Raw genomic sequence first — 23,242 nt, 5'->3', positions numbered from 1 at the left:
TAATGCCACTGTCGAAGTAACAATTAATGTTAGTCATTAGTAGCATTTAACAGAGGGGTTTCTATGGCTAAAGTTGCAGTTATCGGTTGTACCCACGCTGGCGTTTTTGCCACTTCTTCAATCCTGGGCGCACACCCAGATTGGGAGGTTCACGTCTTTGAGCGCAATGACACGGTTTCCTTCCTGTCTTGCGGTATTGCTCTTTGGGTAGGTGACCACGTAAGCGATCCTAACAAAATGTTCTACAGCTCTCCAGAAGCCCTTGCCGAGGCTGGTGCTCACGTCCATATGACCACCAACGTCACTTCTGCAGATGTTAAGACCAAGCACGTTGCGTGGGAAGACCTTAAGACCGGAGAGACTTTTGAGGATGACTTTGATTACCTCGTAGTTACCACTGGCTCAAAGCCAATTGTTCCTCCACTGCCTGGTATTGACGGACCTCGCGTTCTTCAGTGCAAGAACTGGGCTGATGGACGCCGCATTCACGACACCATGGCAACTTCCAAGTCCGCCATTGTCATCGGCGCTGGCTACATTGGCGCTGAGCTTGCAGAGCAACTCTCCGAGCGTCAGAAGGACGTCACACTCATCGACATGCTTCCTCGCGTTCTTGCAAAGAACTTTGATAAGGCAATCACTGATCAGGTTGAGGATGCTTACAAAGAGCATGGCGTCACGCTTGCACTTGGCGAGAAGGTCATGAGCTTTGAAGACAACGGCGATTCCGTCACCGTTGTTACCGATAAGGGCTCCTATACTGCAGATTACGCAATTCTGGGCATTGGCTTCCTGCCTCGTACTGACCTCTTTGACGGCCAGCTTGATATGCTTCCTAACGGTGCTATCAAGGTTGATGAGTACATGCACACCAGTGAGCCTGGCGTTTTTGCAGCTGGCGACTCCGCTTCCATTATCTTCAACGTCACTGGCAAAGAGGACTACATTCCTCTGGCAACAAACGCTGTACGCCAGGGACTGCACGTTGGCCCTAACATGCTTGAGCCAACCGCTGCTTATGCAGGTACTCAGGCTTCCAGCGCAGTTCAGCTCTACAACTACTCCATGGCAGCAGCTGGCCTCACCGTTGAGGGTGGCAAGGTTCGTGGCTACGAGTATGATTCCGTCTCTATCACCGAGAACTACCGTCCTGAGTTCATGCTGACCACCGAGCCAGTTACCGCTACGCTGGTCTGGGATCCAGAGACTCGCCTTATCAAGGGCGCACAGTTCTTCTCGACACATGACGATGTTGCTCAGGCAGCAAACGTTGTCTCCGTGGCCATTGCCGCTGGTATGACCATCGATAACCTTGCAGCTGTTGACCTTCTGTTCCAGCCAAACTTTACCAACCCAGTCAACTACATTGGCTCTGTTGCTATGGCTGCCTGTGCAAAGGCCAAGTAAACTCCGCACATAACGCACAAAAGGGAAGGAAGCCGGTAGAGATGCCGGCTTCCTTCTTTGCTATCGAGCCCAAGTCTAGCTCGATTGATGCCTGTTTTGGGCAACCATGCGCCCATCTTGAGACGACGTCTTGCTTGTAATGACGGCTATTTTGAAACAGTGGCTATCTTGGCTTTCTGCTAACTACGGCGATGTAGTTGAGGTCGTCAGCATGATCGTTAAAGAACGTAAACATGCTGGTGAACATCTTGGTATTCTCTGGCTTAAGGCCGTTTCTAATAACCCTCAGAGCTCCGTCAGCACCCTCATCAGCAATGAGTCCTGCCGGATTCATAAGCGTCATCTTGCCGTTCTTAGTTTCTGGGCAGAAACCTGCTGACTCAAAGAGATTCTTCCAACCTGCAAGGGTCAGAGGCTTTACGTTGACGTTGATGGTTCTTGAGAGCTCATGGACTAGCTCATCGTCTTCTTTGAGCAGAAGAACGTCATGAGTAAGCAATACGCCACCGGGCTTAAGTACGCGTGCGTACTCTTTTACGGCTGCCTCTTTCTGCTGATCAGAGAGCATAGTGAGCATAGCCTCGTTAATAACAACATCAAAGCTGTAATCAGGGTAGGAGAGGTTTGTAGCGTCTCCTTGTTCCACTGTCACGTACTCCTCGATATTGTTTCTCGCAATATTTTCTTTTGTTTTAGGGAGCACATCTGCATTAAGGTCAATTGCGGTTACATGGCAGTGGAAACGTTTTACCAGCTCAACCGTAGTAGTTCCAATATTGCAAGCCACCTCAAGAATCTGAGTTTCTGGCGTAATCTCTACGGAATTAAGTAGCCAATTGGTTGCTTCAATACCTCCGGGGCGCAGTCTTGTCTTACCCATACGGAGTAAAAACTCGTGACCAGCTTCCATACTAAGACCCCCTTCATACTATGAAAGAATAAAGTTAGCTTAATCTAACTGATACAAGTTAAGCACATCGTTACCTGCAAAAAAAGCCAAATTAATTGCTATTTTTGAAACAATTTAGCAGGTAGATTGCGACAAAAAAATAACCTATATGTCCAATCGTTCTTTTTGTGCATTTTCTTTAGCAGTTTATAAGTTTATAGTGGACACAAGGTAAGGGCGACTTACTAATTTCCGCAGGTAATTGATGCGGAATGCTAAGGAGGAAGTTATGTATTACTCTGCTGGAACGTATGAATCGTTCGCTAAACCAGAAAAACCCAAAGATGCCGACAAAAAATCAGCCTATATCATTGGAACAGGACTTGCGGGTCTAGCTGCTGCGTTTTATCTTGTCCGCGATGGCCAGGTAAAGGGTTCGAGGATTCACCTGCTCGAGAAGCTTGAGCTTGCAGGCGGAAGCTGCGATGGTCGCAAAGATGTAAGCAAGGGTTTCTATATGCGCGGTGGCCGAGAGATGGACAACCACTTTGAGTGCATGTGGGATATGTTTAGAGACGTTCCATCTATCGAAACACCTGGTGTCTCGGTACTTGATGAGTACTACTGGCTCAACAAGCATGATCCAAACTACTCGCTCTGCAGAGCTTCCGAGAAGTGCGGCAAAGACGCTCACACAGACAAGAAGTTCAATCTTGATAAAGAGTCTTCTCTTGCGCTTGCTAAGCTGTTTATGACTCCCGAGAAGGACCTTGAGGGCAAGAAGATTAGCGACGTGCTCCCTGATTCTTTCTGGAACACTAACTTCTGGCTTTATTGGCAGACCATGTTTGCATTCCAAAGGTGGTCCTCAGCACTAGAGATGAAGCGCTATCTTTGCAGATTCTGTCACCATATTGACGGTCTTCCTGACTTTACTGCGCTGCGTTTTACCAAGTACAACCAGTATGAGAGCATGATTTTGCCGCTGGTCAGGTATCTTGAGAACCACGGAGTAAGCGTTGACTACGGTATGGACGTCAAGAACGTCATCATCAACGACACCAATGGTAAAAAGGTAGCTACTCAGATTGTTTACGAGAAGAACGGCTCGCAGCAAACCATTGATCTAACTGAAGACGACCTGGTGTTTATCACCAATGGTTGCTGCACTGACACCTCTTGCTATGGTGATCAGAACACGGCTCCTGACATTAGCAACGTTAGAAATGGTGTGGGAGAGTCCTGGGATCTGTGGAAGAACATCGCAGCTCAAGCTAAACATGGCGAGTATGGCAACCCCGAGAATTTCTGCACCGACTTTGAAGCAACTAACTGGATGAGTGCCACTATCCAGACAAAAGATGAAGAGATTATCAAGAAGATTATTGGCGTCTGCAAGAGAGACCCGAGAGAAGGAAAAGTCACTACCGGCGGAATTGTAACCGTCAAAGATAGTACCGATAACTGGTACCTCTCGTGGACCATCAACCGTCAGCCACAGTTCAGAGCACAGGACAAGGACACCGTACTTATCTGGGTCTATGCATTGAGCACTAACAAGCCTGGTAACTTTGTTAAGAAGGCTATGCGTAACTGCACCGGCGAGGAAGTGTGCCAGGAGTGGCTCTATCACATTGGCGTTCCAACCAAGAAGATTGAGGACTGGGCAAAGAACCGCTGCAATACTACAACGTGCTTCATGCCTTACATCAACGCATTCTTCCAGCCAAGAAAGGCTGAGGACAGGCCTCTGGTTGTCCCTGAGGGTTCTGTTAACTTTGCCTTTATTGGACAGTTTGCCGAGACTCCTCGCGACACCATCTTTACTACGGAATACTCAATCCGTACTGGTATGGAGTCTGTCTACTCGTTGATGGATGTTGATAGGGGCGTACCAGAGGTTTGGGGTTCTCAGTACGACATCAGAGAGCTTCTAAGGGCAACCTATTATGCTCTGGACAAGAAAACGCTTGATAAGGCGCCGCTCTCGTTCAAGGAGAAGATGCTCTTGAAGGTTGCTCTTAAAGCTGTTAAGGGCACCGATATTGAGCTGCTGCTAAGGAACAGCGGTCTGATCAAGTAGAAGTGCGGAGAAACCCGCAGAGTCAAAACGATTGGCAACACGCGATTAAACACGTGTGAGTAACATAAAAGTGGCTGCATTTGACGTGTCATCTGCAGCCACTTTTTTACGATTCAGACATAACACTTAGAAATAAGACTATGTGTACTAGGTTGCATGCTCTGTAGACCTGTTTCAATTAGCTAAAAATGTATGTGGCACAAACAGCGAGAAAACAAATTATAATTTGTAGCGACAAGAAAAATGTAATGGTGCTGCGTCCAACTTACATCAAAATACAATGGTATTTTGAGGAGATTACAAGATGAATGACTATATAAAAACAAATAAAGATAGATGGAATAAGGTAAACAATGACTATACCCAGCCATTGACGCATGAAGAAATAGAAGAGGCTAGAAATAATCCAATTGCCGTTGCATTAACGGTTGGCAAAAAAGTTCCAACAGAATGGTTTAAAAAGACCAACGGAAAAAAGATATTAGGCTTAGCTTGTGGTGGCGGACAACAGGGCCCCGTTTTTGCTGCTAAAGGCTATGACGTAACCATAATGGATTTTTCTACATCACAATTACAAAAAGATGAGATGGTTGCTAAAAGAGAAGGCTTAAAAATAAATACCGTTCAAGCTGATATGACAAAACCATTTCCTTTTGAAGATGAAACTTTCGATATTATTTTTAATCCAGTTTCGAATGTATACATTGAAGACTTAGAAAACATGTATAAAGAAGCCGCTCGTGTATTGAAAAAGGGTGGGCTGTTAATGGTCGGCTTCATGAATCCTTGGACGTACATGTATGATGCTGACGTTGTATGGGACCACCCCGATGAGGAATTACTTTTAAAGTTTTCAATTCCCTTTAATTCAAGAAAGCTTGAAGAACAAGGCAAAATAACCATAGATCCAGCATATGGATATGAATTTAGCCATACCTTAGAAGCTCAGATTAGAGGACAACTTAAAAATGGCCTTGCTATGATTGATTTTTATGAGTCATGTGATAAAAGGAATCGATTATCACAGTATGGGAATGACTATATTGCCACGCTCTGCATCAAGCTCTAACCCTATAGAGTTCTCTTCAGGACAGCCTGGACAACGTCAGAATCAAAGTCTCCCTGAGCCTCTGTAAGCGCCTCTAAGAGCTGAGCTACGCCTTCCTCATACACGCTAGGCAACAGATACTTCGAGACAGCCTTAGCCTCGTCAGTTCCGTTTTCCATGCAGCATGAGTGATGAGCAATCTTAAGAAGATCAAGATCGTTTTCGGAATCGCCGCACACAATAACTTCTTCTGGCTTAAGACCTATAGTCTCAATGAGCTTCTCGAATCCCTGTGCCTTATTCCAACCACGATAATTGATGTCAAACCAACCAATATAGGGAGAAACCAACTCAACCTCTGGAACTGCACTGGTAACAGCCTCATAGATTTCTTGCGCGCGCTTTTCATCTTGGGGTAAGAGAAGACCTCCCGCATACATAGGGATATCTTTTGGAACGGACTGCGGACCAAGCCCTGGCACAAAAGTGTTAAACGAGGCTGCAAGATGATCTACTACCTCTTGAGTGGTATCAACTATTTTCCAACAAGAGGTAAATGACGTATCTAAAGGCTGCTCAAGCGGACCTTCTTGATAATACGTAAGCAAACAATCATCCATTGGAGAAATAACCTCGTAGATCTTCTCCATCATCTCGTAGGTAAATTGTTTGGTGAAAATGAGCTTGCCATTAAAGTAGAGAATCTTTCCACTAGAAAACACGCCAGTGTCTGTCAGGGAAACGTCAGACTTTAGATAAGAAAGTGCATCATAAACTGGCCTTCCGGTAGAAAGTCCAAACGCAATACCTGCGGCTTTAAGATTATTAATTGCCTGATGAGTTCTTTCTGAAATAGCCGGAGTGTCAGCGGGTTTTAACGTTTGGTCCATATCGGAAAGAACAAGCTTAATCATCAGGGCTCCCAAGATACGTGTGCTAAGTGAGTGTTTTGTTAATTCTACCAGCAAGAGTAGAGAAACGCGTAAAAATTACCGTTATTATTACGTTATTAACTTAAAACTACGAGATTAGTAGAGGTTCATGAATATTTACGACCACTTTGCTCACGAGGATGAATATCCGGAGCTCAACATAGAGGCAATGTCTGAGAGACTTGCAAAGGCGCTGTCTTTTAAGACGGTGTATACCGACGCAGAGACAACCGATTGGTCCCAGTTTGATGCCCTTCAACAGCACATTGTTGATAGCTTTCCGTATGTTATGACCGCGGCCTCTAACGTTGAAGTGGTTGGTCACTCGCTTCTCATTGAGATTTCAGGATCCAACCACGAGCTTCCCGCATTGATGCTTATTGCTCACCAGGATGTTGTTCCTGTTGTTCCTGGTACAGAAGACGCATGGACGCACGATCCCTTTGGTGGAGATGTCGATGACACGTACATTTGGGGACGTGGCGCGCTTGATATCAAAGACATGCTCATGGGCGAGCTTGAGGCACTTGAGTATCTGCTTTCACAGGGTTTCTCGCCAAGGCGCTCTATCTACCTGGCATTTGGCGAGGACGAGGAGGTCTTGAGCCACGGCGCCACTAGGCTTGCAGAGGTCATGGACTCGCGAGAAATGCGTGCAGCTTGTCTCCTGGACGAGGGCACCACTACGTTTTTTGACGGTAGCGCATACGGTGCGCCTGAGGCTACCGTGGCCGACATCTGCATCTCGCAGAAGGGCTTCTTGAACGTTAAGCTTACTGCACCTGGTCATGGCGGACATTCCTCAAATCCTTTTGGTGGAACATCGCTTGAGCATTTGAGCTGCGCACTAGCCGCTCTCTCTGAGGCTAAACCTCAGCCTGAGCTTAATGACATTGTCAAAGAAACATTCAAGGTTCTTGCGCCAGAAATCACCGATGAACCTTTTGCTTCTCTGGTGTGTGACGTAGATACAAATGCAGATAAGATCGCACATGCTGCAGCTCAGATTAAAGAGCTCTATCCCTTTGTTACTACTACGTATGCATTTAACATGCTTGATGGTTCTAGTAGTGCAGCAAACGTTATGCCTGGTAATGTCAGCGCAACTATCAATATTAGACTTCTTCCTGGTGTAAGCGTTGAGGAAACCGTTGAACACATTAAACAGGTGGTAGCTCAGATTGACCCTTATATTGAGGTTGAAGCTTTACACTCAACTCCAGCAGGAAGAATTGATTCTCCAACTGGTGCTGGCTACCAAGAGCTCAAGGCCATTATGGAGCACTACCATCCAGGTGTTACCTTTGTCCCGTCATTTGTGTGCGGTGGTACCGATTCTGTCCGATACGAGGGAATTTGCGATTCTATTCTGCGCATTTGTCCTTTTAGGCCAACACCAGAAGATGAGGCAAACGGTGTCCACGGCGTTGACGAACGTATCGAGAAACGCGTGTATGCTCAGGGCGTCCGCGTTCTTGTGTCCTTTGTTAAACAAATGTGCGAATAATTTGCTATCGTGCAACTTACGTTAAAATAGACGCATGTTATGTACTACAAAAGGGGAGTGAAACGTTGCAAACTAGGCAGCAGCTAGCTAATCAAGTAGCATCCCAAATTAAAGAAGCAGCAGACGCCGATACAGCAAAAGCGCAGGCAGAAGGAACTATTACTGATCCGGTTGGAAGCTCTAATAATCCTTCTAATGCTGTTTTTACCGTTGCAAATGTCATTACGTTTTGCAGGTTAATCCTTACGCTTATCTTTCTTGTGCTCTTCTCAACAGGCGGAAATCGCTGGGTTGCACTGGGCTGTTATGTAACCGCAGCTGTCACTGATTTTCTTGATGGTCAGATAGCTCGTAGAACGCAAACCGTCAGCTGGCTGGGCAAAATCATGGATCCCATCATGGACCGAGTTCTTCTTATTACAGGCGTTCTTGGTCTCTTGATTATTGGTGAGCTTCCTCTTTGGATTCCACTCTTTGTTATTGGACGAGATGTTTACCTTACTCTTGGCGCTCTTGCGGTTCGCAAATTCCGCAGGCGTCCTATTGATGTTGTCTTTGTTGGTAAAGCAGCAACTGCATTTTTGATGACTGGATTTAGTTTGCTTCTTCTGGGTATTCCAGTAGTCTCCGGACTTGGTCTGGTAAACGTTAGCTGGCTTCCAGGACTTAATTCACAGGGTTCTGCTGTCGGTATCTTCTTTGTGTACATAGGGATTGTTTTCTCGGCAATTACCGCCATTGTTTATACTGTTGAAGCGGCTAAAATAGTTAAAGATAGTAAAAACACTCAAGCATAAGTTAGGTTGTTTATGACTTTCCTTCAGCACAACCATGTATCTTTACGCCAGCTCTCTCATAAGATGCTGGCTTTTCTTGTTAGCGTGCTGCTTGTATTTGTTCTAGCTGCTCCTTTTGCTCCTGCAACCACGGCTCTGGCAGAAAATACCTCTTCTAACAAGTCTTCTGTAACCGATGAGCCAAAACTTACTGAGGCAACTACTGCCATTGTCACCGATGCACAAGGAAACGTCCTTTGGAGCAAAAACCCAGATCAAGAGCTCCCTATGGCATCCATCACCAAGGTTATGACTGCAATTGTGGCGCTTGATTCTGGCGTTAATCTTGATGAGCCTTGTGAAATCACAGTTCCAGATCTTGAAGAGGGTTCTCAAGTTGCTGGTTTGACCTCGGACGATACGCCTACACTCAGACAGCTAATCATGATGATGCTGGTGTATTCCGCAAATGACGCAGCTTATAACATTGCTGTCAACGTATCAGGCTCTCAACAGGCCTTTGTTGACCAAATGAACAAGAAGGCTGCTGAGATTGGCATGACTCACACGCAGTTCCAGAATCCTCACGGCTTAGATGCTAATGGTCACTATTCAACCGCGCGAGACCTTGCTCTGATGGGTCGTTATGCGCGCGAGCACTATCCACTTATCGCAAGCGCTGTGCATACCAGGTCATACACTACAACGGTAGGAGGGGAGCAGCGCACGTTCCACTCAACCGATGACCTTATGGACACCTACCGAGGTCTTCTCGGCATTAAAACAGGTGCTGAAGACTCTGGTACTGCCTTCTTGGGCGCTTCAAAGCGTGGAAACATTACGCTCTACACCTGCGTGCTTGGTTGCGAGACTACACAAGGTCGTTTTGACGATACCGCCATTCTGATGAACTGGGCTTATCGTAATTACAATCGCGTAAGCATCCAGCGAACCGACCAGATTGTGCAGATTCGTACGAGTGAGGACAACTTCTTGCTCTCTGCAGTGGTTAAGCCATCAACTTCTACCACGTATATGGCATGGCCTGGCTCTAAAGACTTCACCTACCAGACCTCCATGCTTTCTCCTAACTATCCTGTAGCTAATAACCAGCTGGTTTCTTCAACTGACTGGTCCCAAGATTCCACGCAGGTAGGCACCACCATAACGCAGGCATACCTTACGCTGTGGACTATTCCAGCCTACAATCTCTTTGACCTGTATTCGGTTGCTCCGTATCTCTTTGGGAGAAACTAATGTCTGAGCAGAAACGCTCTATCCTTCATACCGAGCTTGAGTATCTTGGCGCACAATTCTCAACTTCAACTGAAGGCTTCAACTTAGCCCAATCTTTCTATGGCGAGAAACCCCTTGAGGAAGCTCTGAAAGATTGCGCTCTTATTGACCTGAGTGGTATCGGCTACACACTTTTGAGTGGAGTTGCAGCTCAAAATTTTGTTGAAGCTGTCTTTGCAGGTAAACAGCTTGAGGTAGGAGAGACTTCATTTGAGTGTGCACTTACGGGAGACGGATCTCTGTCTTCCATCGGTCTTCTCGCGCGCTCTGGTCAAAACGAGTACGTGGTACTTGATGCATCTGAGCGCTCTCTTGTTCTAGATGAGTGGCTTTCTATCATTGCGTCAGTCGAGCAAAACGGTGTAGCTCCTTATGCAGAAGTGTCTTTAGAAGACGCAACGCCGCTGCTTACCCCTCTTCTTCTTGCTGGTAAAAAGGCCAAGAAGGTCCTTATGGACTACCTGGGAGAACAGAATCTTCCAGAAGACTCAAAACTTTGTAATCTTATGCTCGACCAAACAATCCCAGCACTTGTAGTCAATATTTCAACTAAGAAAGTACCTGCATATCTGGTTATGGTCCCACCGGTACATACGGTAATTCTTTTTAGAAGCTTGCTTTCTTTTGAAACAGTCCATCCTCTTGGACATAAGCAACTCATTGAAGGCCTTAAAACCTATCTTCCATGGTTTTCAGAACTTGCAAGTAACACTAAAGTAGTAGTAGCTAAAGATAAACTTGAGGGTTGGGGTTTACTCAGAGCCTCTGATGATTTCATTGGTGCAAGGGGTGATCTTCTATGAAATATGCAATTAATGCAGTAGGCGTTCCTGCTCCTATGGGACCATACTCTCAGGGTACTACTGCAGGTAGATTGGTATTTGTAACTGGTCAAATTGCGGTCTCTGCAGAAGACCCAAAGGAGCTCATAGACGGAGGAATTGAAGAGCAGACTACTCGTGTCATTCATCTTGCTCAGTCAATTCTGGCAGAGGCAGGATGCACCCTTTCTGATGTAGCTCAGACAACTATCTACCTTGCTGATATCAATGATTTGCCTAAGGTAAACGAGATTTATAGGCAGTACTTTGTTCTTCCTGCACCTGGCAGGGCAGTTGTTGAGGTTTCTGCGTTGCCACTCGGTGCGCTTATCGAAATGGACTGCATTGCGTGTCGTTAAGCGTTATTATTATCTTGTAACCAAATTAAGGAGAAACCATGTCAACTGACGACATCAAACAGCAGTCACCAGACTCAACAGAGATTTTCCGCATGCCATCAGCTGACGCTACGGTTCCAGACCTTATGGCTCAACAAAAGCCAGCTCACCCTGTCCTTACTATTGTCAAGGGACCACAGACTGGTCAGACTTTTGAGCTCAATTTACCTCAGATTTCTCTTGGTAGAGACCCAAAGAGCAGTGTTTTCTTGAACGACATGACAGTTTCCAGAAATCATGCCACCATTGATCTCTCTAATCTTGCTCTTGGCTATGCAACTATTGAAGACCTTGATTCTCTCAATGGTACCTGGGTCGATGGTGCCATTATTAACAAGGCTACCCTGCGCGATGGCTCAACTATTCAGATTGGTACCTTCCGCATGGTCTTCCATACCAGCAGAGTTTCAGCTTAAGGTTAAAGGATAGCTTTATGGCTGATTCAGGCTTTCTTACCATTGGTAAAGTAGTCAAGAAATTACAGACTCTCTATCCTGACTTGAGTGTTTCTAAAGTCAGATATCTACAGGATGAGGGTTTGCTTACTCCTACCAGAACTGCTGGTGGTTATCGTCTGTATTCTCAAAAAGACGTTAAGCGACTTGAGACTATTCTGTATCTGCAGAAAAGCCGTTTTATGCCACTCTCAGTTATTAGAGAAGAGCTTGATAGGCAAGATAAAAACCCTGAAGCTGAACAACAGGTCAAAGCTCAGACTGACGAGGCAACTGGAGCTGAGGCTCAGGCTGCGCCTGAAGCTCAAAGTTCTTCTCGCCAGCCTCAACCTCAGCTTGATGGAAAGCAAGTCTCACAGGCAATTCTTGGTGCCACGCATGCTGATGCTATTGTGGTACCTGTAGATGACCCTGAGGTTGTTCAAAAATATCACGCTATTGATCGTATCCCAGAAATTGTGGGATGCTCTGTAGGCTTTGTTCGTCAGCTTTCCGAAGCAGGCGTCATTACTTTAAAACGCTCTCCACATGGTAGAGACCTTGTAGATGGCAAAGACTTAACGCTGATTCGCCTTTGTAGTGAGCTTCGTCACTTTGGTTTTGAGCCCAAGAACCTGCGTCAATACGTTATGGCTGCAAACCGAGAATCTAGTATGTTTGCCAAGTCACTTGTCGTATATGCTAAAAAAGGCGGGGGAGTTGAAGTTGACCACACTGACGAGACTCGTCAGAAGTTTATGGCTGCTCTGACCCGCATGTTAGGCCTCACCAATGCGGTTAGAAATGAACTTATCACTAAATTAGTTCGTGAATCTTTTAAGGATATGCATCTAGACGAGTAATCTAGGTATATATAACTATTCATTGATTTTGATTTTGAATGTGAGGACATTGTGTCTACGTATGATTATGAGAGTCATATCATTAGCATTCCTGATTATCCAGAGCCAGGCGTTATCTTTAAAGATGTAACTCCACTTTTTAAAGATCCTGAGTGCTTCCACGCAGTTGTTGATGACATTGCAGAGCACTTTGCTGATGCGGGAATCACCAAGGTTATTGGTGCTGAGGCTCGTGGTTTTCTTGTTGGAACCCCTGTAGCCTACAAACTTGGTGCAGGCTTTGTTCCTGCTCGTAAGCCAGGCAAACTGCCTCGTGAGGTCTACGCACAGGCTTATGACCTGGAGTACGGTACCAGCGAGCTTCAGATTCACACCGATGCTCTTACCCCAGACGACGTTGTTCTTATTGCTGATGACCTGGTTGCTACTGGCGGCACCTGCGTTGCTTGTGCTCAACTTGCCGAGAAGGCCGGTGCAAAAGTAGCTGGCTTTGCATTTGCGCTTGAGCTTTGCTATCTGCACCCAAGGGAGATTATTGGCAAGTGCTTTGATCAAGAGGTCTACACCCTTATTAAGGTTCAATAAGCCTCACCGCTTACTTTGGACCTTCTTTAACCTGACAATTTTGGCTGACAAGACTACGCGCTTGTTGGCCATTTGTCTTATTTACCTAAGCAATTTGTTAATTACAGTAAACTTGTTTGCAATACATAGAATTTCTCCATAATTGCAGGTCAAGTATAAATTTATGCAATAATATTTACCTAATCCAAATCAAATAGCAGCGTAAATGTTCTTTTGAATTTGTATGAAATGTCATTTTCGGGGTAAACTATTCAAATACTCGATAGGGTAGCTTCCTGTTTACACGGGTTTCTCGCTAAGAAATCGGCGAGTTGACTTTGATTTTTTATCAAATGAGCTATCCTAGATGGCAAAGCAAAGCAACACGTTGCCCAATTGATTTCGTGCTTTGCGGAAGGAGCTTATATGTCACAGCGCCGATCTTTCACAAGACGAGACGCTCTCTTATTTGCAGGTCTTGGTGTAGCTACTACGCTGCTTACCCCAGCCAAGCTATTCGCAGACCCACAAAGCGATCTTGAGGCCGCATCTGCCCAGCTAGACTCTCTTGGTGCAGCTCTTGCAGAGGCCATGGATAACCTTAACGAGAAAACCTATGCACTTGACGCCACCAACAACAAGATTGGTGAGGTTCAGGAGCAGATTGCAGAGACTACAGACCAGCTCAATAAGCAGCGTCTTGTCCTTTCTGCAGCAATGAAGAGTGCTTATAAGGCAGGCCCACAGGAGACTTTGGACTTCCTCCTTGGAGCGTCTAGCCCAGAGGACTTTGTCAGCCGTGTCTACTATATGGACCGCACCAGCAAGCAGGAGGCTGACTCCATCAATACCGTCAAGGCTCTTGGTGACCAACTTCAGGCTCAACAGCTTGAGCTTCAGGCTGAGCAGGAGAACCTTCAGGCTCAGGTCGCTGAGATGAAGACAACTGCAGATGGTCTTCAGAGCCAGGTTGCAGAGGCTAAGGCTTACTATGACTCCCTTGATGCTGAGGTAAAAGCTCAGCTTGCTGCTCAGGAGGCTGCATCAGCTAACAACAACGTTGCTTATGCAATTGAGACTGTTACTCGTGAGACTCCTTCTAACAGCTCAGAGTCTAACGATAGCTCCTCTAACGATTCCAGCTCTAGCTCTTCAAGTTCAAGCTCCTCTAGCTCCTCAAGCTCTTCTAGCTCTAGCAGCTCCAGTAGCAGCTCTAACTCTGGCGGCGGATCATCATACTCCGGCGGTGGCGGTGGCTACCCAGCTGCAGGCGGCGGTGTTGCTACAGCTTATGCTTGCATTGGCTATCCATACGTTTGGGGCGGAGCTTCCCCTGCTACAGGCTTCGACTGTGGCGGCCTGATTTACTACTGCTTCCTCGGTTACCGTGCAGGTACCGCAGGAACCATTGGCCGTGCTATTCGTGCTGCTGGTAACTGGCATGATTCCCTAGACGAGCTCAACTATGGCGATATTGTCTTTACCCGTGCAGGCTATGAGCACGTTGGAATCTACATCGGCGGTGGCCGCATGATTCACGCAGCTAACGAGTCTGTCGGTGTTATCGAGGGTCCTGTTTATGCTTGCTATGGTGGAGGACCATTCTCCGGCTAACGTACAATTTCTGTACAAAGTTTTAACTCACGCACGTAAAGTCGTACAATATCCAAGTACGACTTTACGTGCTTTTTTATTAACCATAGACTGCTAGGGGAGATTGTGGCGTTTCATCTCAAACATAAGACAAACATTATTGAGCGTCACTTTTCTCGTAGATTTCAGGTAGCCCTTATTGGAGAAGGTCTGCTTGTTGGCCTTCTGGGTGGCGGCGTAGTCACGCTGTATCGCCTTTGTCTTTCTTTTGCAGAAGCTCAAATGCGCTCCATTACTCAATCAATCGCAGGCAATTGGCCTTATATGGCTCTCTGGTTTGGTGTTCTGATTATTCTTATGGCGGCCGTTTGTCTACTCATGAAGTTTGAACCCTACACCGCTGGCTCTGGAATCCCTCAGACCAATGCTGAGGTCATGGGATCTGCCGATATGCCTTGGTATCGAGTTCTTCCTGTTAAGTTCATTCAAGGCGTCCTGGTGGCTTTTGGTGGCCTCTCTATGGGTCGAGAAGGTCCATCAGTCCAGTTGGGCGCTGTTTCTGGTAAAGCGGTCTCAAAGTTCCTCAAGCGCAAAAGGGGAGAAGAACGCCTTCTAGTAACTTGTGGCGCTGCTGCGGGTATGTCAGCCGCTTTTCATGCCCCTCTCACCGGCACACTTTTTGCTATCGAAGAGATTCAGAAAGAGTTTCATGCTCCACTGATTATCTCGGCAATGACCGCATCAGTAGGCGCTGACTTCCTGGTTTCTAACGTCCTTGGTATGAAGCCTGTCCTTCAGCTTCCTTACGTAGCACCATTACCTCATGTCGACTTTGCATTTGTTCTTATCGTCGGTTTTATCTGTGGTTTATTAGGAGCGCTCCACAATAAGGGAATGTTCTTTGCCCAGGGGCTGTACAAAAAGATAACTAAGTTTGTGCCTTTCTCGAGGCTCATTATTCCATTCATGCTAGCTGGAATTATGGCTTTTATCTGGCCAGATCTTCTTTGTGGCGGCGACGTCATTATCGAGAAAATCAAAGAGCCAGCAACGCTCACTGAACTCATGGTTATAGCGCTTTTACTGGGCAAATACTTCTTTACCACAACATGTTTTGCTGCTGGAACGCCTGGCGGAACTCTCTTTCCAATGGTTGTTATGGGAACACTTGTTGGAACACTGTTTGCCCTGGTAGCAACCCATGTTTTTGGCATACCTATGGCATATGCACCAAATTTTATTGCTATGGGCGTTGCAGGCATTTTTGCCGGAGCAGTTAGGGCGCCCGTCACCGGGGTAGTGCTTATATTTGAGCTCACAGGCTCTCTTGAGGCTCTTATGGCTATGTCTGCAGTTGCAATTGTGTCCTATGTAACCGCAAATATCCTGCGTGTCGACCCATTCTACGAGCACTTACTTGCAGAATTCTTGGCTTCTCAACAAGGGGAGTCTAAACCAACACTTGATTCTGGCGAGAAAATCCTTCATGAGTTCACTATTGGCCAAGGAAGTCCCGTTGAGGGCAAATTGCTCCAAGATATCCCATGGCCTGACAAAGTGAGGGTTGTTACTATTGACCGTGCGGGCTTGGAGATTATTCCAACCGGCCAAACTGAATTGATGGCGCTGGACAAGATTCTTGTTATTTATGATGAGATGTATGAAAGCGATGTCATGATTAAATTGAATGTCATGACTGATTCATCGGTATAGCGCTTATCGCTGTCGCACACGTTACAGTAAAGGAGAGGGGCTCGAAATCCTTCTCCTTTTTCTTCAACTCATTAGTTTACATAATATAGATTATCAGACTTTTATATATTAGAACAGAATTTAGAGGTCTTATACGTCTATATATCTAGAATACTTTATCTTTCATCGGCTTTCATACCCTGCATCTAATTACTTCAAAATTTGAGCCTCTGAGAGCCGTTTTAAGCCACGTTCTTACTTTGTCATGAGTATTTACACCTCTAGTAATTTGAGTCTTAGTCAGGCGTCTAGATTGCATAGCTATTTTGTTCGGATTTCTATAACTAATTACTTACTGACAAGTCATCAATGCCAGACATTCGACATACTCTACAATTTCTTTATACGTAGTAATTCGAATATCTAAATTTCTTTTTCACTAATGAATTCAACTTGAATTTGAAAACTCTTTACGTCTATTGAATTATCCAGATTTATTTCTAATCTAGATTCCTAGATGCCTTGATTTCGACTTTCCTACAAGGTAAATCTAATTAGTATTTCTCGTAACCTAGTCCATCTCATTCGTTTTAACTTATTACTCCCCTTTTTTGATAAAAACAACCAATCTACCTGCATAAATACATAAAACTGCAGGTAAACAAGGTGTGATTGTTTCAAAATAACCAAATCATTTCAATAAAGGCTGGATTGAATTTCAGCTAGACTAATATATTTAAAACTCGAAGGTTAAGGGATTACATGAATATTGCTCTCATAAAACCAAGTGAAGAAAATAAAGCCAAGCTCATAGAGATGCTTGATGAATGGATACATGATATCGAGACAAATCATACAAATCCATCTCCAAGACGCATTTTTAGATTTGATCACCATGACTTTACAAACTATCTAGAACAACTAGACGTAAAAGATCCAGTTCCAGCTGGTCGAGTGCCTACAACAACCCTCTTTTGCTATGACTATGATAAAAATATTTTTGTTGGAGCAGTAAATATTCGCCATTCCCTTACTGAGGAGCTTCTACACAGTGGTGGACACATCGGTGATGGAATTCGACCAAGTGAGCGAAGAAAAGGATATGCAACAGCAATGATTGCGCTGGCGCTCAAAGAATGTAAGAAACTTGGTATTGAGCGTGTTCTCATGTGCTGTCGTAAAGATAATATCGGCTCAGCAAAGTCTATTATCAATAACGGAGGAATACTCGAAAACGAAGTCCTTGACGAGGACAATGTGCTTACGCAAAGATATTGGATTGACCTTTAATAGTTCTTCTCATTTGTCTACGAGGCTTGATATACGTTGAAAAAGGATATATATATTCATATTTCCACATGAGACGAAGGAGAGCCTAATGATTCAAGACGAGCTCTTTGCACTTCAAGATACAGAATATGCCGCTTTTCAAAGTAAACTCACACCCAATATCTCAAGAGAATCCATCATTGGTGTACGCGTTCCTCAACTCAGAAAGCTTGCTAAAAGGCTTGGAAAAAGCAAAGATGCTAACGAGTTTCTTCTCGCCCTTCCACATGCCTACTATGACGAAAACATGCTGCATAGCCTGCTTGTTTCAGAGATTAAAGATTTTGACGACTGTATCTCAGCGATTGATGCATTTCTTCCTTATGTCGATAACTGGGCCGTGTGTGACATCTTGTCGCCGCAGGTTTTCAAAAAGAATTGCGCGCGTCTTATAACTGAAATTCAGAGGTGGGCATCTTCGAGCCATGTATATACCTGTCGCTTTGGTATAGAGATGCTTATGACCCATTTTCTAGATGATAATTTTGACTCCAAATACCTTGAAATTCCTGCGCAAATTCACTCAGACGAATACTACGTTAACATGATGATTGCTTGGTTCTTTGCAACGGCTCTAGCCAAACAATGGGACTCTACACTACCCTATCTTGAAACCAAAAAGCTGGACACATGGGTGCACAATAAAACGATTCAAAAAGCATGTGAAAGCTATCGAATCACCAAAGAACAAAAAACTTATCTTAAAAGTTTGAAATAGTACTTTGAAAATAGCTGATATGGTTTTTAGTAGTCAATCTAAATATTTAGGGGATCGAATAGCTCGATCCCCTATCAAATATCTATCAAATATGAAATAAAAAATTATCCCTCGACAGGCTGTCCAAGATAGGATGCTACAGAAGTTGCAGCAATAGCACCGTCTGCAGCTGCAGTAATAATCTGACGCAGTGGCTTCTTATTGAGGTCTCCTGCGGTAAAGAGGCCAGGTGTCTTGGTAGCCATACGCTCGTCAGCAAGGACATATCCCTGCTCATCAAGATCTACAAGGTCCGTTAAAAGCTCAGTTGAAGGCACGCGACCTACCAAGACAAAGACACCAAAGCTACCCTCATCAAAGGTTTCTGTGTGCTCTTCTCCCGTCTGGTTATTGCGGAAGGTGATGGAAGTAAGCAAATCGTTACCATCAACTGCAGTGATGCTGGTCAGATAACGAATCTCTGTCTTAGGATTCTCCTCAAACTGCTTAATTGCAGTTGCGTTAGCTCTTAGGTGATCCTTGCGGACGATAAGAGTTACTTTGTCAGCAAAACGAGCAAGGAACTGAGACTCCTCTACAGCGGTGTTGCCGCCGCCGATTACAAATACCTGCTTGCCGCGATAGAACATTCCATCGCAGGTGGCGCAGTAAGAAACACCCTTGCCGGTGAACTTCTCTTCGTTGGTGAAGCCGGCGTGGCGAGGATTAGCGCCACCAGAAACAATGACGGCCTTTGCGTGATAGGTTCCCTCAGAAGTCTCCAACACAAAGAGGTTAGTCTCTGGATCCTTAACAATAGAAAGGACATTGGCCATGACAATCTCTGCGCCGAGGTCTGTAGCCTGCTTCTGAAGAGTGTCGGTAATAGTGAAGCCATCAGTGTTTGGCATGCCAGGGTAATTCTCAACCTCAGTTGTAGTGATGACCTGGCCACCTACAGCCTGCTTCTCTAAAACAACGGTATCGAGAAGAGCGCGTTTTGCATAAATTGCTGCTGAAAGTCCTGCAGGACCGCCACCAACAATAACAAGGTCTTTAGTAATAACATCTGCCATGATTGGCTCCAATCGTATAAATCGTAACTGGGTTTGTTATACCCTACTGGTGACAATCATTATCAGTTATCTCTTAAAAATAAATTGTACACAATCTATTCACAAATAAAAAAGAGGCGCGCCAAGATCTCCATCTTGAACGCGCCTCACCTAGTAATTTAAAACTAGTTAGCAATGATGAAGTAAGCAACAAAGGCAAGAGTTGCAACCCACATCAGAGGCTTAACCTTCTTAACGTTACCGGTAACAAGAGCGACGACAACGTAGAAAATGAAGCCAAAGCCAATGCCGTCAGAAATAGAGTAAGTCATTGGAATACCAGCAATAACCATAAATGCTGGGAAGCCCTCGAGAAGATCATTCCAATCAATCTCAGTGACCTCAGACATCATCAGGAAGCCAACAAGGACCAGTGCGCCGCAGGTAGCTGCAGAGCTGACGATAGAAATAAGAGGTGCAATGAATGCTGCTGCAATAAAGAGCAGACCAGTGAAGATAGAAGAAAGACCAGTACGACCGCCGTCAGCAGCGCCGGATGCGGACTCGATGAATGTGGTAATGGAAGAAGCACCAAAGAAACCACCTGCAGCTGCAGCAGCAGAGTCAACAATAAGGATCTGCTTGATGTCCTTGACGTTGCCGTCCTCAGTGAGGAAGTCTCCCTGCTTAGCAATAGCCATAGCAGAGCCCATGGTGTCAAAGAAGTCAGACATCATCAAAGAGAATGCAAAGACGAGAAGAACTGGCGTTGTCAAAGCCTTAACAATACCCATAACACCAGCACTATCGGTCAAGAATGGTGCACCAAAAGTGGAGAAATCAAGACCAGAAACAATGCCAGTAGGACTTGCGGTAACGCCAAGTGGAATACCAGCAAGTACGGCAAGGATAATGCCGATAAGCAGGGAGCCCTTAACACGAGCAGAGTAAAGAACAACTGTTGCAACAATGGAAATTACACCAACGATAAAGGTTGGAGAAAAAATATCGCCAAGAGCAACAAGTGTGGACTCATTAGCAACGATAATACCGCTGTTCTTGAGACCAATCATGGCAATAAAAAGACCTAGGCCAACAGAGATTGCGTGGCGTAGGTTTACAGGGATTGCATCCATGATTGCTTCACGAAGGCCGCAGAGAACTAAAAGAAGAATAGCAATTCCTTCAATGAAGATAACTGCCATTGATGCGTGCCAATCTCCACCAGTAATTGGAGTGAGAGAGAAAGCTACAACAGCGTTTACACCCATACCAGATGCGCAAGCAAGTGGACGGTTAGAGAACAGACCCATCAAAATGGTCATGATGCCGCCACCAAGACAGGTAGCAGTAATAGCTGCCGAAACTGGAACTCCTGCAGCAGCGAGAAGAGCTGGGTTTACTGCAATAATGTATGCCATTGCGAGGAATGTAGTAATTCCAGCCCTAAACTCTTGAGCGGGATTACTGCCACGCTCAGCTACCTTAAAGAACTTCTCCATTAAGCTCTTCCTTCCTAAAGAGGCTTTTCCTTTATGCAAGCGCTGAAGCGCTTATCACCAAAATAAAAAATTATTGAACGCCGCTTGAACCAAAACCGCCTGTACCGCGATCAGTCTGATCAAGCTCATCAACTTCAATAAGCTCTACAACAGGGACCTGTTGGATCACAAGCTGCGCGATACGCTCACCACGCTCAATGTGAATAGTTTCTTTGCTATCAAGGTTAATGGCACAAACCTTAAGCTCACCGCGATAATGAGCATCAATGAGGCCTGGAGTATTTGCCATAGAAAGGCCCTTTTTAAGTGCGAGACCGCTTCTAGGCTGAACAAATCCTGCATATCCATCAGGAATTGCGATAGCTAAACCGGTGGAAATAAGTTTGCGCTCAAAAGGAGCAAGATCAACATCTTCAGCACTTCTAAGATCTAATCCAGCGTCTCCTGTATAGGCGTACGAAGGTAGTTCAACAGTAGGATCAAGGCGTTTAATAGGTAGCTGGATGTCAAAATTGCTCATTAATTCAGGCTCCTTAATTCTGCGCTAAATTCATCAACATCTTTGAAGTCTCTATAGACAGAAGCAAACCTAATGTATGCAACTTTATCGAGCATAACTAGGTTTTTAAGCACAATGCTTCCAAGGTCTTCAGATTTAATCTCGTATTGACCCTTATCTCTAATCTGAGACTCAATACCATCAATAAAATGATCAAGAGAAGCAACAGAGATATCTCTCTTTACTGTTGCAGCAACAAGACCTCTCATAAGCTTCTGTCTATCAAAAGGCTCCTTGTGACCGTCTTTCTTAACAACGGTGATAGGAATCTCTTCTAAGCGCTCATAGGTTGTAAAACGAAACTTACAGGACATGCACTCGCGACGCCTTCTAATAGCATCGTTATTCTCAGATGAACGAGAATCAATAACCTTTGACTCTTCGTGACCGCATTTTGGACAACGCATGGAATCCCCTTTTTTCGTATAAAAGGAAGATACCATTTTACGCAGGTATTGACTGCTATCAACACAGAATTCCGAGAGAAATTTACATAAATATTTACTATTTAGATACAGAAGGAATCTCTAGAGTTTGTCCAGTTCTTAAAAGAGAAGAATCAATATTATTTTTTTCTCTAATCCAGCTTACTTGTTGTTCTGTAGAGACACCCTCAATAGGATTACTCTCTGCAATTGACCACAGCGTGTCATTGCTATGAACGGTAATTGTTTGTGAAGCGCTATCCATTACAGATGTAGCAAATGAATTGAGAACGGTTGTGCGAAGAAAAGAAACCGCAAACATCAAAACAAAGGATGCAGTAATAATAAGTCCAGCAACAAAAGCTTCTTTATTTGTTAGTGTCTTGACGTAAGAAACTTCCTCACGCTGAGGTGCAACAGATTCTTTCTTTGCTCCGCCCTCAATTACCTTAAATGCAGGCTTATAAGAAGCAAGAGCTGAAGTTCCGCTAACCTGATACATCTTTGACTGATACATACGCCTCATATCATTTCCTTCCGTAATAGTTTTTACGGAACTAGTTATATCTAATACACCGGACAAAAAGTCATGTCCGAACGTTTGTACTAATAATATATAGTACGTTTGTTCGTGTCAAGAAAAAATAGAACATTCGTTTGATTATTTTTTAGAACACGTGTATTATTATTAAAAAGAAAAAGGAGGCTCATATGCCAAAGGGCAAACTTAGCAAGCGTCAGGCAGCAATTTATGAATACATCTGTTCTTACACAGATCAACATGGCTATCCCCCTTCAGTAAGAGAGATTGGTGCTGCCGTTAATCTTGCTTCTCCTTCAACTGTCCACATGCACCTAAAAGTTCTTGAGCAGTTCGGACTTATTGATAGAGACCCAAAAAAACCTCGTACTATGAAGATTGTTCCACAGGCTTCTAACACTTCTGATACAGCAAAGCTTGCCCCCGTTACTCAAGACATAGCTAATAATGTGATTAGCCTTCCTCTTGTAGGACGTGTTGCTGCTGGTACTCCTATTCTTGCTGAGCAAAACGTAGAAGAATCTCTATCTCTTCCAACTAGCATTGTTGGGGATTCAAGTTCTTTCATTCTTCGTGTTCGCGGAGAATCAATGATCAATGCTGGTATTTTTGACGGCGATTATATTGTTGTAAAAGAGCAGCAAGATGCCCATGATGGAGAAATTGTTGTTGCTCTTATTGATGATTCTGCAACAGTTAAAACATTCTACAGAGAAAACGATCGCATTCGTCTTCAACCAGAAAATGACTTTATGGAGCCAATCTACGTACAAAATCCTGTCATTTTAGGTAGGGTTACTGCACTTATTAGATCAATTTCTTAGTCATATT

At 44.7% G+C, this 23,242-nt stretch carries 23 protein-coding genes; 16 read left to right on the top strand and 7 right to left on the bottom strand.

The annotated features are described in order from the left end of the window. The first annotated feature begins 63 nt into the window (after nucleotides 1-63). On the top strand, nucleotides 64-1,407 hold the full coding sequence (locus tag ACO5GU_RS02575) for an FAD-dependent oxidoreductase (protein ID WP_484929960.1): 1,344 nt from the start codon (nucleotides 64-66) through the stop codon (nucleotides 1,405-1,407). 163 nt (nucleotides 1,408-1,570) lie between these two features. Here ACO5GU_RS02575 and ACO5GU_RS02570 read toward each other — a convergent pair whose 3' ends face one another. Next, a complete protein-coding gene (locus ACO5GU_RS02570) occupies nucleotides 1,571-2,317 on the bottom strand; it encodes a class I SAM-dependent methyltransferase (protein ID WP_484929958.1) in 747 nt (248 codons plus the stop codon). A 268-nt stretch (nucleotides 2,318-2,585) separates the two neighbouring features. On the opposite strand from ACO5GU_RS02570, the gene ACO5GU_RS02565 reads away from it, so the two are divergent. After that, nucleotides 2,586-4,379 carry an oleate hydratase gene (locus ACO5GU_RS02565; protein WP_484929956.1) on the top strand — a complete coding sequence of 598 codons (1,794 nt, stop codon included), beginning with the start codon at nucleotides 2,586-2,588 and terminating at the stop codon, nucleotides 4,377-4,379. A 304-nt stretch (nucleotides 4,380-4,683) separates the two neighbouring features. Further along, entirely contained in the window at nucleotides 4,684-5,448 is a 765-nt protein-coding gene (locus ACO5GU_RS02560) for a class I SAM-dependent methyltransferase (RefSeq protein WP_484929954.1), read from the top strand. A gap of 2 nt (nucleotides 5,449-5,450) precedes the next feature. Here the strand turns inward: ACO5GU_RS02560 and ACO5GU_RS02555 are convergent, their stop codons facing one another. Continuing rightward, entirely contained in the window at nucleotides 5,451-6,341 is an 891-nt protein-coding gene (locus ACO5GU_RS02555) for an HAD family hydrolase (RefSeq protein WP_035427585.1), read from the bottom strand. A 127-nt stretch (nucleotides 6,342-6,468) separates the two neighbouring features. On the opposite strand from ACO5GU_RS02555, the gene ACO5GU_RS02550 reads away from it, so the two are divergent. The 12 genes from ACO5GU_RS02550 to ACO5GU_RS02495 all read left to right on the top strand — a co-directional run bounded on the left by ACO5GU_RS02550 (nucleotide 6,469) and on the right by ACO5GU_RS02495 (nucleotide 18,350). Then, nucleotides 6,469-7,866: a M20/M25/M40 family metallo-hydrolase gene (locus ACO5GU_RS02550; RefSeq protein WP_484929953.1), complete on the top strand. Its 1,398-nt coding sequence runs from the start codon at nucleotides 6,469-6,471 to the stop codon at nucleotides 7,864-7,866. Nucleotides 7,867-7,931: 65 nt separating this feature from the next. Continuing rightward, the gene (locus ACO5GU_RS02545) at nucleotides 7,932-8,663 is read left to right on the top strand and encodes a CDP-alcohol phosphatidyltransferase family protein (protein ID WP_484929952.1); all 732 of its coding nucleotides are present in this window, start codon (nucleotides 7,932-7,934) and stop codon (nucleotides 8,661-8,663) included. A 12-nt stretch (nucleotides 8,664-8,675) separates the two neighbouring features. Next, nucleotides 8,676-9,899 (top strand): D-alanyl-D-alanine carboxypeptidase family protein, encoded by a 1,224-nt coding sequence (locus tag ACO5GU_RS02540; protein ID WP_484929951.1) that lies wholly within the window; start codon nucleotides 8,676-8,678, stop codon nucleotides 9,897-9,899. Beyond that, the gene (locus ACO5GU_RS02535; RefSeq protein ID WP_484929949.1) at nucleotides 9,899-10,741 is read left to right on the top strand and encodes an aminomethyl transferase family protein; all 843 of its coding nucleotides are present in this window, start codon (nucleotides 9,899-9,901) and stop codon (nucleotides 10,739-10,741) included. Before ACO5GU_RS02540 ends, ACO5GU_RS02535 begins: the two co-directional genes overlap by 1 nt. Beyond that, nucleotides 10,738-11,118, top strand: a complete 381-nt coding sequence (locus ACO5GU_RS02530) for a Rid family detoxifying hydrolase (RefSeq protein WP_035427592.1) — start codon at nucleotides 10,738-10,740, stop codon at nucleotides 11,116-11,118. Before ACO5GU_RS02535 ends, ACO5GU_RS02530 begins: the two co-directional genes overlap by 4 nt. Before the next feature lie 38 nt (nucleotides 11,119-11,156). Then, the gene (locus ACO5GU_RS02525) at nucleotides 11,157-11,573 is read left to right on the top strand and encodes an FHA domain-containing protein (RefSeq protein ID WP_035427594.1); all 417 of its coding nucleotides are present in this window, start codon (nucleotides 11,157-11,159) and stop codon (nucleotides 11,571-11,573) included. A 17-nt stretch (nucleotides 11,574-11,590) separates the two neighbouring features. Further along, on the top strand, nucleotides 11,591-12,454 hold the full coding sequence (ftsR, locus tag ACO5GU_RS02520; protein ID WP_484845937.1) for a transcriptional regulator FtsR: 864 nt from the start codon (nucleotides 11,591-11,593) through the stop codon (nucleotides 12,452-12,454). A gap of 51 nt (nucleotides 12,455-12,505) precedes the next feature. After that, nucleotides 12,506-13,039: an adenine phosphoribosyltransferase gene (locus ACO5GU_RS02515; protein ID WP_035427597.1), complete on the top strand. Its 534-nt coding sequence runs from the start codon at nucleotides 12,506-12,508 to the stop codon at nucleotides 13,037-13,039. A gap of 405 nt (nucleotides 13,040-13,444) precedes the next feature. Further along, nucleotides 13,445-14,632 carry a coiled-coil domain-containing protein gene (locus tag ACO5GU_RS02510; RefSeq protein ID WP_484815275.1) on the top strand — a complete coding sequence of 396 codons (1,188 nt, stop codon included), beginning with the start codon at nucleotides 13,445-13,447 and terminating at the stop codon, nucleotides 14,630-14,632. 105 nt (nucleotides 14,633-14,737) lie between these two features. Then, complete coding sequence (locus ACO5GU_RS02505; RefSeq protein ID WP_484929947.1) at nucleotides 14,738-16,324, top strand: ClC family H(+)/Cl(-) exchange transporter; 1,587 nt, start codon at nucleotides 14,738-14,740, stop codon at nucleotides 16,322-16,324. A 741-nt stretch (nucleotides 16,325-17,065) separates the two neighbouring features. Then, on the top strand, nucleotides 17,066-17,593 hold the full coding sequence (locus ACO5GU_RS02500; RefSeq protein WP_484929945.1) for a GNAT family N-acetyltransferase: 528 nt from the start codon (nucleotides 17,066-17,068) through the stop codon (nucleotides 17,591-17,593). 88 nt (nucleotides 17,594-17,681) lie between these two features. Then, nucleotides 17,682-18,350, top strand: a complete 669-nt coding sequence (locus ACO5GU_RS02495; protein ID WP_484902357.1) for a DNA alkylation repair protein — start codon at nucleotides 17,682-17,684, stop codon at nucleotides 18,348-18,350. Between the two features lie 104 nt (nucleotides 18,351-18,454). On the opposite strand, the gene ACO5GU_RS02490 is transcribed toward ACO5GU_RS02495, so the two are convergent. The 5 genes from ACO5GU_RS02490 to ACO5GU_RS02470 form a co-directional block, all read right to left on the bottom strand. Continuing rightward, the gene (locus ACO5GU_RS02490) at nucleotides 18,455-19,405 is read right to left on the bottom strand and encodes an NAD(P)/FAD-dependent oxidoreductase (RefSeq protein WP_475002873.1); all 951 of its coding nucleotides are present in this window, start codon (nucleotides 19,403-19,405) and stop codon (nucleotides 18,455-18,457) included. Nucleotides 19,406-19,569: 164 nt separating this feature from the next. Beyond that, a complete protein-coding gene (locus tag ACO5GU_RS02485; RefSeq protein WP_035427611.1) occupies nucleotides 19,570-20,886 on the bottom strand; it encodes an NCS2 family permease in 1,317 nt (438 codons plus the stop codon). Between the two features lie 70 nt (nucleotides 20,887-20,956). Then, nucleotides 20,957-21,406, bottom strand: coding sequence for a dUTP diphosphatase (gene dut, locus ACO5GU_RS02480; protein ID WP_035427613.1), 450 nt, complete (start codon nucleotides 21,404-21,406; stop codon nucleotides 20,957-20,959). Then, nucleotides 21,406-21,852 (bottom strand): transcriptional regulator NrdR, encoded by a 447-nt coding sequence (gene nrdR / locus ACO5GU_RS02475; protein ID WP_012808854.1) that lies wholly within the window; start codon nucleotides 21,850-21,852, stop codon nucleotides 21,406-21,408. Before nrdR ends, dut begins: the two co-directional genes overlap by 1 nt. A 97-nt stretch (nucleotides 21,853-21,949) precedes the next feature. Further along, the gene (locus ACO5GU_RS02470) at nucleotides 21,950-22,396 is read right to left on the bottom strand and encodes a LysM peptidoglycan-binding domain-containing protein (protein ID WP_484929943.1); all 447 of its coding nucleotides are present in this window, start codon (nucleotides 22,394-22,396) and stop codon (nucleotides 21,950-21,952) included. Nucleotides 22,397-22,581: 185 nt separating this feature from the next. Between ACO5GU_RS02470 and lexA the strand changes: the two genes are divergently transcribed. After that, nucleotides 22,582-23,235 carry a transcriptional repressor LexA gene (lexA, locus tag ACO5GU_RS02465; protein WP_035431049.1) on the top strand — a complete coding sequence of 218 codons (654 nt, stop codon included), beginning with the start codon at nucleotides 22,582-22,584 and terminating at the stop codon, nucleotides 23,233-23,235. Nucleotides 23,236-23,242 lie beyond the last annotated feature (7 nt).

The sequence above is a fragment of the Lancefieldella sp. genome (assembly GCF_057237245.1).
This window is presented reverse-complemented; position numbering and strand designations above follow the sequence as displayed.